General features: G+C 35.8%; 14 protein-coding genes. 9 read left to right on the top strand and 5 right to left on the bottom strand.

Annotated elements, in window-relative coordinates:
- Positions 1-62 precede the first annotated feature (62 nt).
- Positions 63-899, top strand: a complete 837-nt coding sequence (locus ACFQO1_RS08735; RefSeq protein ID WP_380217629.1) for a helix-turn-helix domain-containing protein — start codon at positions 63-65, stop codon at positions 897-899.
- Here ACFQO1_RS08735 and ACFQO1_RS08730 read toward each other — a convergent pair.
- A complete protein-coding gene (locus ACFQO1_RS08730) occupies positions 896-1,255 on the bottom strand; it encodes a YraN family protein (protein WP_380217628.1) in 360 nt (119 codons plus the stop codon). The genes ACFQO1_RS08735 and ACFQO1_RS08730 overlap by 4 nt on opposite strands.
- A gap of 6 nt (positions 1,256-1,261) precedes the next feature.
- On the bottom strand, positions 1,262-2,161 hold the full coding sequence (locus ACFQO1_RS08725; RefSeq protein ID WP_380217627.1) for a S66 peptidase family protein: 900 nt from the start codon (positions 2,159-2,161) through the stop codon (positions 1,262-1,264).
- A gap of 119 nt (positions 2,162-2,280) precedes the next feature.
- Between ACFQO1_RS08725 and ACFQO1_RS08720 the strand changes: the two genes are divergently transcribed.
- The 5 genes from ACFQO1_RS08720 (at position 2,281) to ACFQO1_RS08700 (ending at position 9,958) form a co-directional block, all read left to right on the top strand.
- Entirely contained in the window at positions 2,281-3,750 is a 1,470-nt protein-coding gene (locus ACFQO1_RS08720; RefSeq protein WP_380217626.1) for a DUF1800 domain-containing protein, read from the top strand.
- A 7-nt stretch (positions 3,751-3,757) separates the two neighbouring features.
- Entirely contained in the window at positions 3,758-5,374 is a 1,617-nt protein-coding gene (locus tag ACFQO1_RS08715) for a DUF1501 domain-containing protein (RefSeq protein ID WP_380217625.1), read from the top strand.
- A 137-nt stretch (positions 5,375-5,511) separates the two neighbouring features.
- Positions 5,512-7,587, top strand: coding sequence for a methionine--tRNA ligase (metG, locus tag ACFQO1_RS08710; RefSeq protein WP_380217624.1), 2,076 nt, complete (start codon positions 5,512-5,514; stop codon positions 7,585-7,587).
- Positions 7,588-7,601: 14 nt separating this feature from the next.
- Positions 7,602-8,966, top strand: a complete 1,365-nt coding sequence (locus ACFQO1_RS08705) for a hypothetical protein (protein WP_380217622.1) — start codon at positions 7,602-7,604, stop codon at positions 8,964-8,966.
- A 38-nt stretch (positions 8,967-9,004) separates the two neighbouring features.
- Complete coding sequence (locus ACFQO1_RS08700; RefSeq protein ID WP_380217621.1) at positions 9,005-9,958, top strand: histone deacetylase family protein; 954 nt, start codon at positions 9,005-9,007, stop codon at positions 9,956-9,958.
- A gap of 4 nt (positions 9,959-9,962) precedes the next feature.
- Here the strand turns inward: ACFQO1_RS08700 and ACFQO1_RS08695 are convergent, their stop codons facing one another.
- The 3 genes from ACFQO1_RS08695 to ACFQO1_RS08685 form a co-directional block, all read right to left on the bottom strand.
- Positions 9,963-10,673 carry a hypothetical protein gene (locus ACFQO1_RS08695; protein ID WP_380217619.1) on the bottom strand — a complete coding sequence of 237 codons (711 nt, stop codon included), beginning with the start codon at positions 10,671-10,673 and terminating at the stop codon, positions 9,963-9,965.
- On the bottom strand, positions 10,663-11,097 hold the full coding sequence (locus ACFQO1_RS08690) for an RNA polymerase sigma factor (RefSeq protein ID WP_380217618.1): 435 nt from the start codon (positions 11,095-11,097) through the stop codon (positions 10,663-10,665). Before ACFQO1_RS08690 ends, ACFQO1_RS08695 begins: the two co-directional genes overlap by 11 nt.
- A 78-nt stretch (positions 11,098-11,175) precedes the next feature.
- A complete protein-coding gene (locus tag ACFQO1_RS08685; protein WP_380217616.1) occupies positions 11,176-11,511 on the bottom strand; it encodes a single-stranded DNA-binding protein in 336 nt (111 codons plus the stop codon).
- A 247-nt stretch (positions 11,512-11,758) separates the two neighbouring features.
- Here ACFQO1_RS08685 and ACFQO1_RS08680 point away from each other — a divergent pair, with 247 nt between their 5' ends.
- Genes ACFQO1_RS08680 through ACFQO1_RS08670 form a run of 3 tightly spaced genes read left to right on the top strand, consistent with a single transcriptional unit; the run spans position 11,759 to position 13,398 of the window.
- On the top strand, positions 11,759-12,199 hold the full coding sequence (locus ACFQO1_RS08680; RefSeq protein WP_380217615.1) for an SRPBCC family protein: 441 nt from the start codon (positions 11,759-11,761) through the stop codon (positions 12,197-12,199).
- Positions 12,200-12,208: 9 nt separating this feature from the next.
- Positions 12,209-12,763 carry a DUF4256 domain-containing protein gene (locus ACFQO1_RS08675; RefSeq protein WP_380217614.1) on the top strand — a complete coding sequence of 185 codons (555 nt, stop codon included), beginning with the start codon at positions 12,209-12,211 and terminating at the stop codon, positions 12,761-12,763.
- A gap of 53 nt (positions 12,764-12,816) precedes the next feature.
- Positions 12,817-13,398, top strand: coding sequence for a MiaE family protein (locus tag ACFQO1_RS08670; RefSeq protein WP_380217613.1), 582 nt, complete (start codon positions 12,817-12,819; stop codon positions 13,396-13,398).

Below are 13,398 nucleotides of genomic sequence, written 5' to 3'. Positions count from 1 at the left end.
ATTACTATAATGACGTGTAAATGTCGGGTAAAATTCAGGCTAAAAAAATAGAAATTTAGATCATGAATCGTAGTATTGCTTCATCAAAACAAAATATCATAACGATGAAACAGCCAGAACTCGGTCAGCAGATTTTAAAGCTTCGCAAACAAAAAGGACTTACTCAGGAAGAACTTGTAGAACAATGCAATATCAACGTTAGAACTATTCAGCGTATAGAAGCAGGCGAAGTAACGCCACGAAGCTACACCATAAAAACAATTATGGATGTGCTGGGGTTTGATCTCGAAAAGATAAATGAGCAGAAAGAAATTCTAGACACTTCTAATGCAGTTTCTCACTCGCTCCATTTAAAAATTGCGTGGATATGTGGAATCATTTACTTTCTTTTAGGATTTTTAGAGTTTGCCGCAGACACTTCAAGATATATTGATGAAGACAAACTTCTAAGCGATATTCCCTACAGTATTTTAAAAGTTGCAGTATTAGCAACCTACATTTATTTTATGTGGGGATTTGTGATCACAGGTAAGATTTTTAAACAATATTTGCTCAAGATCGCTTCGTTTGTTCTTATAGGCATACACATTCTTTTCTACGGGTATGATATTATCTCCCTATTTACTCAGGAAGTACAAATCGAATATGTTATTACAACGTATTCTATTTTCTTCGGAATTTCTACTTTTCTTTTAGGATATGCAGTTCTAAAGCTAACAAAACCTATTGGGACATTGGCAACGATAACTGGTGGATTGCTCATAGGAAGCGCCGTAATGTTTATACTAGTGTTTATGAGTTGGTTAGGATATATCTTTTTAATTCCAGCTACTCTTTTACAAATCATACTATTATTTAAGGTTGCTGAACTGCTGCAAGAAAAGACGAATACTTATTAAAAATGATAAAAAGCATTTTCGAAATGTTCAACTTTTTCAACTTTTTGGTTTTTGAGAACAGCAATAATATCAAATCGCGCTTCCAAGTCTATATGGTTTGAGATGATATATTCATTGGCTGCTTTGACAAGTAATTTGATTTTCCCTGGGGTAACAAAATTCTGGGGATCACCAAAAAAATCACTATTTCTCGTTTTTACCTCGACAATAACAAGCTGATTTTCTTTTTGTGCAATAATATCAATCTCTGCTTTCTGAAAGGTCCAATTACGTTCTAGAATTTTATAGCTTTTGCGAAGTAAATACTGTACTGCTAGTTCCTCTCCTAAATTGCCAAGTTCATTGTGTGATGCCATGACAATTTAAAATTTTAATTGAACCTTATTATTATCAACCGAAAATAACACGGTTCGTCCCATGATTAAAGCTCTGTTGTCTTTTACGTGTCCTGCGGGAAAGTCAAAACAAACCGGATAGTCATATGCTGAAACTGTTTCCATAATAATTTCTTTTGTCGTTTTACCAAAAGGTATGGTGTTATCACTCATATCGCTCATCCCACCTACAATTAATCCCGCAAGACCCTTGAGCATGCCGTTGCGCTTCAGGTTTTGAAGCATCCGGTCTATATGATACAGATATTCATCGAGGTCTTCCAGAAAGAGGATTTTTCCGTCGGTAGGTAGGGACGAATTACTTCCGCAGAGCGAATATAAAATAGATAAATTGCCTCCTATAAGTTGCCCTTTTGCAGTCCCGTTTCGGTTCCCTGAAACACTTTCCGAAGAAAATTTAATCGTATATTCTTTTCCGAAGAGCACTTCTTGAATACTCGAAGCACTTTCTGCAGAACGTTTTTCGATCTCTAAAGGCATTTGAGCATGCAACGTCTCGATGCCTAAATTATGAATATGTGAATGCAACACCGTGATATCACTATAGCCTATCAACCATTTCGGGGTTTTTTTAAAGGCTGAAAAATCAATACTATCGATAATCCGAACTGTTCCATACCCTCCTCTCGCAAACCAGACGGCCTTAATTTGAGGATTGTCTAACATCTGCTGAAGGTCCTCTGTCCTCAACGAATCGTCTCCCGCAAACTGATCACATGCTGCGCCAATTGTTTTGCCTAAAACCACGTTTAATCCCCATTCTGAAAGTAAATCCAGAGCTGGTCGTAACTCTTTTTTAGTGATTTTACGAGCTGTGGATATAATGGCTACTGTTGCTCCCTGTGTTAGTTTTGGCGGAATTATCATGTGTTAAAACCTCTATTTTTTACAATACAAATTAAACTATTTAGTTAAAATACTATCCTATTAATGAGCAATTCTTAAATAATAGTATCTTTAAGGAGCTCAAATCAAACTACTTATCAATGGAAATAGTTACTACACCATCATGTAATGCATCCACACTTACACCTTATATTCCTTCTGGAGGGAATCCGTGGACACTTCAAAAAGTAAAACATACGTATCGAAGACTGGCTTTTGGAGGGTCGATTGATGAAATGGATGCTGCTTTGGCACAAACTCCAGATCAATTTATAGATTTTCTGGTAGATACAGCAGCAAACCTAACCCCAACACCAGCTCCTAGCTGGGGTTACTTTAGTATCAATGATTTTACAAATTTTGACGTTCAGAATAATGAAAACAGAGATGCCTGGGCTTTGCAAACTGCAAATGATTTTATTTCAGAAAAAATGCGTGGCCGACTTACTTTTTTCTGGATGAATCATTTTGTAACAGAATATGAGTCGTATGGCTATTCACCGTATATGTTTCAGTATTATAATGCAATACAGATACATGCTTTTGGTAATTTTAAAGATTTTGTTCATGCCATTGGCATCAATAATACCATGCTTGTATACCTCAATGGCTTTGAAAACACAAATGTTAATCCGAATGAAAACTATGCCAGAGAGTTGTTTGAACTGTTTACATTAGGAGAAGATAATAATTATACACAGAGTGACATTATCAACGCTTCTCGTGCTTTGACTGGTTATAATCATTGGGATGAGCCAGGAGCACAAATCTATTTTGATGCCATTACGTTTGATGCTGGCGAAAAAACAATTTTTGGTCAGACAGGCGCTTGGGGATATGACGAACTTATCGATATTTTATTTGAGCAACGTGCCCCTGAAATTGCTAATCATATCTGCGGAAAGCTATATCAATATTTTGTAAGTCCAGCGATTGATGATTTCGTTCAAACCAATATTATATCGCAATTAGCACAGACTTTTATTGATGAAGAGTGGGACCTGATTCCCGTACTTAAACAACTATTTAAAAGTGAGCATTTTTATGACGAAAAAGCATTAGGGGTTATTATTAAAAGCCCTTACGATGTAATAAATACCTATATAAATGAAGCTTCATTTCTATATAACGATGAGATTCTTGAAGGTATCATTTATTTTGCAGGTCTTATAGGGCAAACAATATTTGATCCGCCAGATGTTTCTGGATGGCAACGTGATGAAACTTGGATCAACGGTTCAACACTAACTGGTAGATGGCAGCTACTTGAATTCTACAACTATTATCTTTTTGAGAATGGAGAAAATTTCACATTTGCGGATTTTGCCAGAGAAGTTTCTAATGACAGTAATGACCCTGCCTATATCACTCAAACGATTATAGAGCATTTTACTTCTAAGGAACTTCATACCGCATCAGATTATACTGTTGCCACAGATATTTTTAAGTGGGAAGTCCCACAAAATTATTATGATAACGGCACCTGGAGTCTAAGTTGGGACTCAGCACCCTACCAGGTTATTTTATTGCTCAATCATCTTGCACGAATCCCCGAATTTCAACTTAAATAAGAACACTATGTGTCAACATCATTTTTCTGGTAAAAAAGCTTCCAAAGAAGAAAAGCAAATACACGATAAGGAACATGCCTCATGGAACAGACGATCTTTTATTCAAGCTCTTGGTCTCACGGGCGTAGGAAGTGTTATGTTGGGAGCAACCCAGATTTCGGCATCAAAGCCTTCTCCACTGTCTGTAGCATTATCCAATAGTGAAAATGATAATATCTTGGTCATTGTCCGATTTAAAGGTGGTAATGACGGACTTAACACTATTGTCCCTGTATATGACTATGATAGTTATGCAAATCTGCGTCCTACTATAAAACATGCTCAGAATGACCTGATAAATCTGGATGCCAATTTTGGAATTCCAAACTATATGACGGGTCTTGAGTCTTTATGGGGAAATGGCCAAATGAAAGTAGTGCATGGTGTTGGATATCAAAACCAGAACTTATCTCATTTTAGATCTTCTGAAATTTGGGCTTCAGCAGAACCTGTAGATTTTGTTTCCACGGGCTGGTGGGGGCGTTACTTTGAAGACTTATATCCCGACTATATTATTTCTCCTCCAGAGGTTCCACCCGCAATTCAAATTGGAAGTATAGGAAATCTTATTTTTGAAGGAACAGACAATAATTATGCTTTTTCGGTAGCAAATCCCGAACAACTTGCAAACGTCGCTCAAAATGGAACCCAACATGATGTGCTGGATATTCCAGACTGTGTCTATGGAGACAAGCTATTATTTATGCGGGCTACTGCCAATACCACCTATCAATATGCAGGTGTTATTAATGAAGCATATTCTTCTGCTGTAAATGCGGTAGATTATGGAGAAGGCGAATTAGCAAACCAACTAGCAATTGTCGCCAGAATGATTAAAGGAGGCTTAGGAACTAAAGTTTATATGGTAACGCTCAACGGTTTTGATACTCATGCAAATCAGGTGAATGATCATCGAACCCTATTAGAAGATGTATCAAATTCTATGAAGAATTTTTACGATGACCTTTCAGCAATTGGCATTCAAAATAAAGTACTCTCTATGTCTATTTCAGAATTTGGAAGACGTCCATATGAAAATGGTTCTAACGGAACCGACCACGGAGCAGCATCGCCAGTTTTATTATTTGGCCCGGGACTGGAAGGAAGTGGATTTGTAGGGGAGCATCCCGACATTAACACCTGGGATGCAAATGACAACCTTATCCCTTCAACAGATTTTAGGGATGTGTACCAAACTGTGCTTACCAATTGGTTTTGTTTGGAAAATTCTGTCGTCAACGGAATTTTACTAAACCAGACATTTGAAAACCTAAATCTTGGTCTGGATTGTAATAATCTATCTGTGAATGACTTTAGCAATACCACTCAGATAAAACACACCCCGTTCTATCAAAATGATAATACGTTTATAGAACTTACGATGCCTGTTACTGCTCATGTGGATATGCGTTTATATAATGTTTTAGGGAAGGAAATCGGATCTCTAAAAAATGAGATCTTATTCGCTGGAAAACACACAATCGATGTAAAAGCGAGTATAAGAAACTCCTTGAGTTATGGTCAATATATCTATCGACTGTCAATCGGGGGCGTATTTTATAGCAAGTCTATTATCATTAAATAATAGCTTCGGAAAATCCCTCACTGCTATTTCAGTTTCTGAAAAAAGCGACCATTCAATAGGAAAGGAAAAAGATAGCAATCGCGATTATTTGTCTATTTTTGCAGCAAAATTCTATAATAGACAGATTTTTTACAACTATGAGTCACGATCCTACCACTTTTACCATTACTGCTGCCTTACCCTATACTAACGGTCCCGTTCATATTGGACACTTGGCGGGGGTGTATGTTCCTGCTGATATTTATGCGCGCTACCAGCGTTTACAGGGAAATGATGTTGCTTTTGTTTGCGGAAGCGACGAACACGGAGTGCCAATTACGATTAAAGCGAAAAAGGAAGGTATTTCGCCACAGCAAGTAGTTGATAAATACCATGCGATTATTAAAAAATCGTTTGAAGACTTCGGAATTACCTTCGATAATTACTCAAGAACTTCAGCCAAAATACATCATGATACAGCCAGCGAATTTTTTAAAAAACTATACCAAGACGGAAAATTTGTAGAAGAGATCACAGAACAGCTATATGATGAAGAGGCGAATCAGTTTCTAGCAGATCGTTTTGTGGTAGGAACGTGCCCAAAATGTGGCAATGAAGAAAGTTATGGAGATCAATGTGAAAATTGTGGGACTTCCCATAATGCAACAGATTTGATCAATCCCAAAAGTGCTATTACTGGTGCGGTACCTACCTTAAAAGAAACCAAACACTGGTTTTTACCACTCAATGAATACGAAGCCTTTTTAAAAGAGTGGATTCTTGTGGAACACGACAAGGACTGGAAAACCAATGTAAAAGGACAGTGTAAATCATGGATTGATGACGGACTGAGACCTCGTGCAGTCACCCGTGATCTGGACTGGGGAATTCCGGTACCGGTAGAAGGAGCAGACGGAAAAGTATTGTATGTCTGGTTTGATGCTCCTATTGGTTATATATCTGCCACCAAAGAATGGGCAGCACAAGAAGGCAAAGACTGGGAATCGTATTGGAAAGATACAAACACAAAACTAGTTCATTTTATAGGTAAGGATAATATTGTATTTCACTGTATCATCTTCCCTAGTATGCTGAAAGCTGAAGGAAGTTACATTTTACCTGAAAATGTGCCTGCCAATGAATTTTTGAACCTAGAAGGTAACAAGATTTCCACTAGCAAGAACTGGGCAGTTTGGTTACACGAATATCTGGAAGATTTCCCAGATCAGCAGGATGTATTACGGTATGCGTTAACGTCAAATGCTCCTGAAACTAAGGATAATGACTTTACCTGGGCAGATTTTCAAGCACGCAATAACAATGAGTTGGTAGCGATCTTCGGAAACTTTATCAATCGGGTGGTTGTGCTAACCCACAAATATTATAACGGTGAAGTTCCTGAAATTTCAGAGCTTTCAGACATTGATATCCAGACCTTAAAAGAATTACAAGCCTATCCTGCTGTAATTTCAAGTTCGATAGAACGCTATCGTTTCCGTGAAGCACTTTCAGAATTAATGAATGTAGCACGCTTAGGAAATAAATATCTGGCAGACGAAGAGCCCTGGAAAACAATTAAAACAGATGAGGCGCGTACAAAAACAGTCATGTTTGTGGCGTTACAAGTCGCTACAGCACTTTCCGTTTTAAGTGAACCTTTTTTGCCTTTCACTTCCAATAAATTAAAAAATATACTGAATGTCATTCCAAATGAACATAAGGAATCTTACACGTGGCAAACAATCGCAGCGAAAGAAACACTTTTAAAGTCGGGGCACACAATTAATGAAGGCGAATTACTTTTCAGTAAAATTGAAGATGAGCAAATACAACAACAATTAGATAAACTAGAAAAAAGCAAGAAGATGAACGAAGTAGCCAATGCAAAAGCCGAACCGCAAAAAGACACTATCCAATTTGATGATTTTACAAAATTAGATATGCGTGTGGGTACTATTCTGGAAGCCGAAAAAATGCCAAAGACAAAAAAATTATTGGTTTTAAAGGTGGATACTGGGATTGACGTACGAACCATTGTTTCCGGGATTGCTGAAAGCTTCACTCCTGAAGATATTATTGGCAAGCAAGTGACCGTATTGGTTAATTTGGCTCCAAGAGCGTTACGCGGTGTGGAAAGTGAAGGGATGATCTTAATGACTGAAAATGCAGATGGGAAATTAGTCTTTTTAAATCCCGGAGAGGCTGGGGTTGTAAATGGGGCGACTATTAATTAAAAAATCCGGAATTTATGTTAAAGAAAAAAATTCTATATATATTTTTATTTGTAATTACAGGTTCTATAGCACAAGAACAAGTTGGGCAATTAGATATAAGTAATATTGGATCTTTTGGTAAAGATAATTTCTCTATCACAAATTATAAAAATGACAATCTAGTTTCTGCCATAATGCATAATGGCAATATAACAGTTCATCATCTTAATAAAGATTTTGAACAAATTAGTATGCCTTTAACAAGAGACCTAGATAATGGCGGATTGAATAATTTGGTAGGTTATAAGATAATAGATAATAAATATTCTTTTATTTACTCAGATAATGTAAGAAACGCATTAGCTGTTTTCACATTTTCTTTTGACACTAACCTAAATGAAAAACATAAGATTGATCTTGATTATAAAGGAGAAAGAATTGTAGAAGCATTTTCAAGTTATCAAAATAGATTTTTCGTGTTTTTTGCCTCTATCGATGGAGATTTAATTTTAAGAGAACTTGAAGATAATTTTAGCTCATTAAAAGAGATTGCACGATTCCCTATTTCAGACAAAGACATAGATGGGAATAAAGTTGAATTTAAACGACACTTTTTATACTCTAAAGCAAACTATACTACTTTTGAAGACAATGCTCCTTCTCCAGTAAGTAAGTCTTTTTCAAAATATAAATTATTTAATCAAAAAAATAGTCTTGTCCTTACTGTTGAAAATAACAATCTTGGTACTAGCCTATATAAAATAGATTTAGAGACACTTAAATTATCAGAGAAATTTTTTATTTACCCCAAAGGGAAACTATCAAATTATGAAGAATATAATTCTTTTGTTTCGAATAATAATGTTTTTCTAATCGCTGTTTCAAATGATGAAATGTCATTACAAATAAATAGTTTAGAATCATCTTTTTCAAAGGAATATTACATTACTAAAGATGAAGAAATAACATTTAAAAACACTGTGATTAATCAAAAAGGGTTAACTATGGTTCCTTTTCAAGGAAATAGAAATTTTGAAACCACCTCAAAATTTCTTAGAAAAATAAGTTCAGAGACTGTTGGTGTGAACATATATTATGAAGATAATTCTTACGAAGTAACTATAGGTGGGCTTAAAGATAATGTCGTGCAAGGAATTTTAATGGTTTCAACAGGAGGTTATGGCTTAAATACAGATCAAATAACAAAAATAACATGTCTCTTTGACCAAAATTTTCTACATGTTGATAAAAACATAGAAATGAGCTCTTTTGATTTACTTAACCAATTTGAGAAAGAGTTAAAATCTGATAAAAACTCAAACGTATTTTACTTCAACGGCGATTTAATTTATAGCTATGTTTATAAAAAAGAAGCCCTCCTTAGATATTTAAAATTTTAAATTAAAACAAAGAGATTCCTGCCTACGCAGGAAGTTGTATGCTCAAAATCGCTTACCATCCTATATTTAAGCACAACCTTCCGTTAGGACATCGGTTTCCTATGAGTAAATACGAATTGTTGCACTCACAATTGCTTCATGAAGGAACCTGTACTCCATACAATTTTTTTGAACCCTCAGGGCTCCCAGAAAGAGAACATTTACTTGCTGTTCATTCGCAGAAATATATTGACGATTTACAACATCTTACGTTAAAAGCGAGTGCCGCACGTAAGATTGGGTTCCCACTTTCAGAAAAACTAGTCCAAAGAGAACACCTCATCACGCAAGGCACGATAGAAGGTTGTAATTATGCGCTAGAAAACGGAATTGCCATGAACATTGCCGGCGGCACCCATCATGCATACCCAGATCATGGTGAAGCATTTTGTTTGTTTAATGATCAGGCGATTGGTGCGAGATATCTACTCAAAAAATATGCTCATCCTGTAAATGGGATGCTGAAACAAGTTCAGCATGACGCTGCTTTAATTAAAAAAATTTTGATTGTTGACCTTGATGTGCATCAAGGCAACGGAACTGCAGTAATATTTAAAGACGATCCTTCGGTCTTTACATTTAGCATGCATGGTGCGGGCAACTATCCTTTCAGAAAAGAAAAAAGTGATCTTGATATTGCTATACCTGATGGTAGTGGAGATGACGTATTCCTTTCAGAATTAAAACAAACGCTACCAAAATTAATCGCCACGCAACAACCTAATTTTATTTTTTACTTAAGCGGAGTGGACATTCTGGAAACTGATAAATTAGGCCGACTTTCCTGTACCATTGAGGGATGTAAAGAACGGGACCGATTTGTTTTGCAGACCTGTAAAGCGCATCAAATTCCAGTACAAGTAAGCATGGGTGGGGGATATTCTCCAGAAATTAAAACAATTATTGAAGCACACGCAAACACCTATCGCGTGGCACAGCAAATTTATTTCTAAAATCTTACAGCTTCTTAAGAATCGTTACTGCTTCCCTGTTTTTGTATTTTGCTGGATGATCTAGTAATTTTTGAAATTGAACCTTTGCATCCGCTACCTCTTCATTTTTCAATAGTAATAATCCAGAATACCAATAAATCTGAGGTTGGTACTTAGTGTTGTTTTTCTCCAAATTTCTCAATTGTAATAATGCTTCGGCATCATTAGTTCCACTATTTAGCAAACTCATGGTATAATAAAATTGAAGGTCAGGTTGTGCCTCAGCTTCCAATTGGGTTCTAAATCCTTCGGCTGCAACCTCATAAGCTTCCCGTTCGTATGCTCTAAAAGGAAGAAAATCACGAGAATCTATATCCGAATTAAGTTCGTTTAAAGTTGCAAGGTATGGCTCAAAATTTTGGATGTAAAGCTCTTGTGTATCTAACCTATCATTTGATAAAAAAAACACAATCCCTAATGAAATCGCAATACTTATGAGGGCGAATAGCAATGCTTTTCTTGGAAGTGGTTTTTTTGAAACACTTTCAACAGCTTCTAATCGTTGTTGCAATTTTTCGCGTTCAAACTCATAAATGCCCCGTTTTAGATTTTGGTAAAATTCTACCTCCTCCTTAAAAACAGAATCAGTTTCTAAAAGCTGTTGCATCTTTTCGAGAGAGCTAACATCTAATGAGTTTTTAAAATAGTTTTGTATGAGTTCTTCGTTAGGCTCCATTTGTCTTGATTAAATGTTGCAACCTCTTTACACCACGATTTTTTAATTCTGAAACAGAAGAAATTTTTTCTTTTTTTAGGTCTGAAATTTCAACGACTGAAAGGTTATGATAAAAATAAAGCTTGAGAATTTCCTGCTGACTTTTAGGTAAACTTTTATACTGTTTTAAAAGTGTTTTTTCCGAAGCTGAAAGTGATTGTATAGGTGAATTTAATTTTTCTACTGAAGCTTCTACGTACTCATTAATTTTTCTTTTTAAATGGGTGTCAGGAGTTGTGAATACTGAAGTATCTTCTTTTTGGAAAAGGGAAACGAGCGCATCTTGATAAAGTGCTACAGATTTTTCTTCTGTAAATCCTCTGCTTTTTAGAATTTCAGTAAAGTAAGACTTAAAAGTTGTATATGCAGTTTCTATAGAAATCACTTTCTAATTTTTGATGGTCGCTAAAGATAAAAAAAAATGGCACTCGTTGAGCGCCATTTTTCTAAAGTTAGGAGGCAATTACTTGTTTCCTAACATCAACAATTCGTTACAAACGATCTCGGTTGTATATCGCTTGTTACCTTCTTTATCTTCCCACGAACGGGTCGTTAACTTACCTTCTACAGCCACCTCTTTACCTTTTGTGACATACATTTCAATGATGTCTGCTGTTTTGCCCCATGCGACTACATTGTGCCATTGTGTGTCTGTAACACGTTCTCCTTTTTGATTTTTGTAGGTCTCATTGGTAGCAATTGTAAATTTTGCTAATTTTTTTCCTGAATCCATCGTAATGATTTCTGGGTCATTTCCTAAGTTTCCAATCAACTGTACTCTGTTTCTAAGTGCGTTCATAATATTAAATTTAAACAGTTAAGATATCGTGGGTCGTTCCCACTTTTTTATCGAACTGAACTGACTTATATTTTTACGTCAATTCAACAGTGCAAACATAGAACGCTTTCCAAATAGTATTCGGTTGTTACATATTTACTTTCGTTTATAAGCGTTTGTTGTCGTTTGTTTTCTTTTATACTATTGTATATAAGCAATATAAATTTATTTTTGTATTTAACTATATTTGAATATAATTAACTAGTTAATGAATAAATTACCAGAACCCATTGTTGTTACACAATCTTTTGACCAGGATATATCTAAAGTTTGGAATGCCATAACCCAACTTGATGAAATGAAGCAATGGTATTTTTCTAACATTCCTTCTTTTGAAGCAACAGAAGGTTTTGAAACAAACTTTATCGTTCCATCTAAAAACAGAATATTTCCGCATTATTGGAAAGTAACAGAAGTGATACCAACTAAAAAAATAGCGTATGAATGGACATTTAAAGGATATTCAGGGAAGGGACTTTCAGAATTTGAACTTCTGGATAAAGGGACTTCAACACAATTGAACTTAATATTCACTGTACTTGAAAAATTTCCAGAAAATGTCCCTGAATTTAAAAGAGAAAGCGGACTAGAGGGTTGGAATTACTTAATTAAAGGAACTTTAAAAGAATATTTACATTCTAAAAAATAAAATATCTTGATGAAACCGCTTACAAATTCTCAAACTGAAACACTCCTATTAACTTTGCAAGAGCGTTTCGAAGCACATGTAAAACGTCATAAAGAGTTACAATGGGATGCCATTGAAAAGAAACTAAAAGCTGCTCCAGAAAAATTGAGTTCTCTGCATCAAATGGAAGCAACTGGCGGCGAACCAGATGTTGTTGGATATGACGAACAATCAGATTTATATTCCTTTTTTGACTGCGCTGCAGAAAGTCCGATAGGTCGCAGAAGTACTTGTTACGATCTTGAAGGATTAGAATCTCGCAAAGCGCACAAGCCAGCACATAATGCTATCGACATGGCATCTTCAATGGGTGTTAAATTACTTACTGAAACTCAATACAAAAGCCTTCAGGAATTAGGAGACTTTGATACTAAAACTTCAAGTTGGTTAGAGACACCTTCAGAAATTAGAAAAAAGGGAGGTGCCATCTTTGGAGATTTTCGTTTTGGAAGAACCTTTATATACCACAATGGAGCCCAATCCTATTATGCGGGTCGTGGTTTTCGAGCCTGTCTTACAGTATAAACAAGGTCTATTATTTATAGTATCTTTATCAAAATTCTTTACAAAACAAACCCATGCTCAATCTTAAACTTGCCACAGATCCACGTTGGGTCGATATAGTAGAGTCAAATCTCGAAGAAATTCTTACAGATCATGCTTGGTGTGAACAAAAAGCTGCTACAAACGCTATTACCATTATTACGCTTAATTCACAATATACTGAGCTGGTTACAGAGCTATTAAAGCTTGCCCAAGAAGAACTCGAGCATTTCGAAATGGTACATGAAATTATCAAAAAGCGTGGCTATACCTTGGGTAGAGAACGTAAAGACCATTATGTCAATCAGTTGTTCAAATTTATGAATAATGGCGGAAGCAGACAACAAGCACTTGTAGATCGATTGTTATTTTCAGCTATGATCGAAGCCCGAAGTTGTGAACGTTTTAAACTCCTTTCTGAAAGAATTAAGGACGAAGAACTCTCAACATTCTACCGCGAATTAATGATTAGTGAAGCAGGCCATTATACTACTTTTTTAAAGTTTGCAAGACAGTATGGTGAAGGATTGGATGTAGAAAAACGCTGGCAGGAATTGATTAATTTTGAGGGTGAAATTATTACCAACTACGGAAAGAAAGAAACAATCCACGGATAA

The sequence above is a fragment of the Jejudonia soesokkakensis genome (genome assembly GCF_042664795.1).
Taxonomy (GTDB): Bacteria; Bacteroidota; Bacteroidia; order Flavobacteriales; family Flavobacteriaceae; genus Jejudonia; species Jejudonia soesokkakensis.
The sequence above is the reverse complement of the archived record's forward strand: the minus strand, read 5'-3'. Positions and strand labels throughout refer to the sequence as shown.

What these genes read in the sequence shown, in the direction of transcription:
- ACFQO1_RS08735 (WP_380217629.1), top strand. Translation starts at nt 63, where the DNA reads ATGAATCGTAGTATTGCTTCATCAAAACAAAATATCATAACGATGAAA.
- ACFQO1_RS08675 (WP_380217614.1), top strand. Translation starts at nt 12,209, where the DNA reads ATGAAACCGCTTACAAATTCTCAAACTGAAACACTCCTATTAACTTTG.
- ACFQO1_RS08670 (WP_380217613.1), top strand. Translation starts at nt 12,817, where the DNA reads ATGCTCAATCTTAAACTTGCCACAGATCCACGTTGGGTCGATATAGTA.
- ACFQO1_RS08720 (WP_380217626.1), top strand. Translation starts at nt 2,281, where the DNA reads ATGGAAATAGTTACTACACCATCATGTAATGCATCCACACTTACACCT.
- ACFQO1_RS08680 (WP_380217615.1), top strand. Translation starts at nt 11,759, where the DNA reads ATGAATAAATTACCAGAACCCATTGTTGTTACACAATCTTTTGACCAG.
- ACFQO1_RS08730 (WP_380217628.1), bottom strand. Translation starts at nt 1,255, where the DNA reads ATGGCATCACACAATGAACTTGGCAATTTAGGAGAGGAACTAGCAGTA.
- ACFQO1_RS08705 (WP_380217622.1), top strand. Translation starts at nt 7,602, where the DNA reads ATGTTAAAGAAAAAAATTCTATATATATTTTTATTTGTAATTACAGGT.
- metG (WP_380217624.1), top strand. Translation starts at nt 5,512, where the DNA reads ATGAGTCACGATCCTACCACTTTTACCATTACTGCTGCCTTACCCTAT.
- ACFQO1_RS08700 (WP_380217621.1), top strand. Translation starts at nt 9,005, where the DNA reads ATGCTCAAAATCGCTTACCATCCTATATTTAAGCACAACCTTCCGTTA.
- ACFQO1_RS08725 (WP_380217627.1), bottom strand. Translation starts at nt 2,161, where the DNA reads ATGATAATTCCGCCAAAACTAACACAGGGAGCAACAGTAGCCATTATA.
- ACFQO1_RS08695 (WP_380217619.1), bottom strand. Translation starts at nt 10,673, where the DNA reads ATGGAGCCTAACGAAGAACTCATACAAAACTATTTTAAAAACTCATTA.
- ACFQO1_RS08685 (WP_380217616.1), bottom strand. Translation starts at nt 11,511, where the DNA reads ATGAACGCACTTAGAAACAGAGTACAGTTGATTGGAAACTTAGGAAAT.
- ACFQO1_RS08715 (WP_380217625.1), top strand. Translation starts at nt 3,758, where the DNA reads ATGTGTCAACATCATTTTTCTGGTAAAAAAGCTTCCAAAGAAGAAAAG.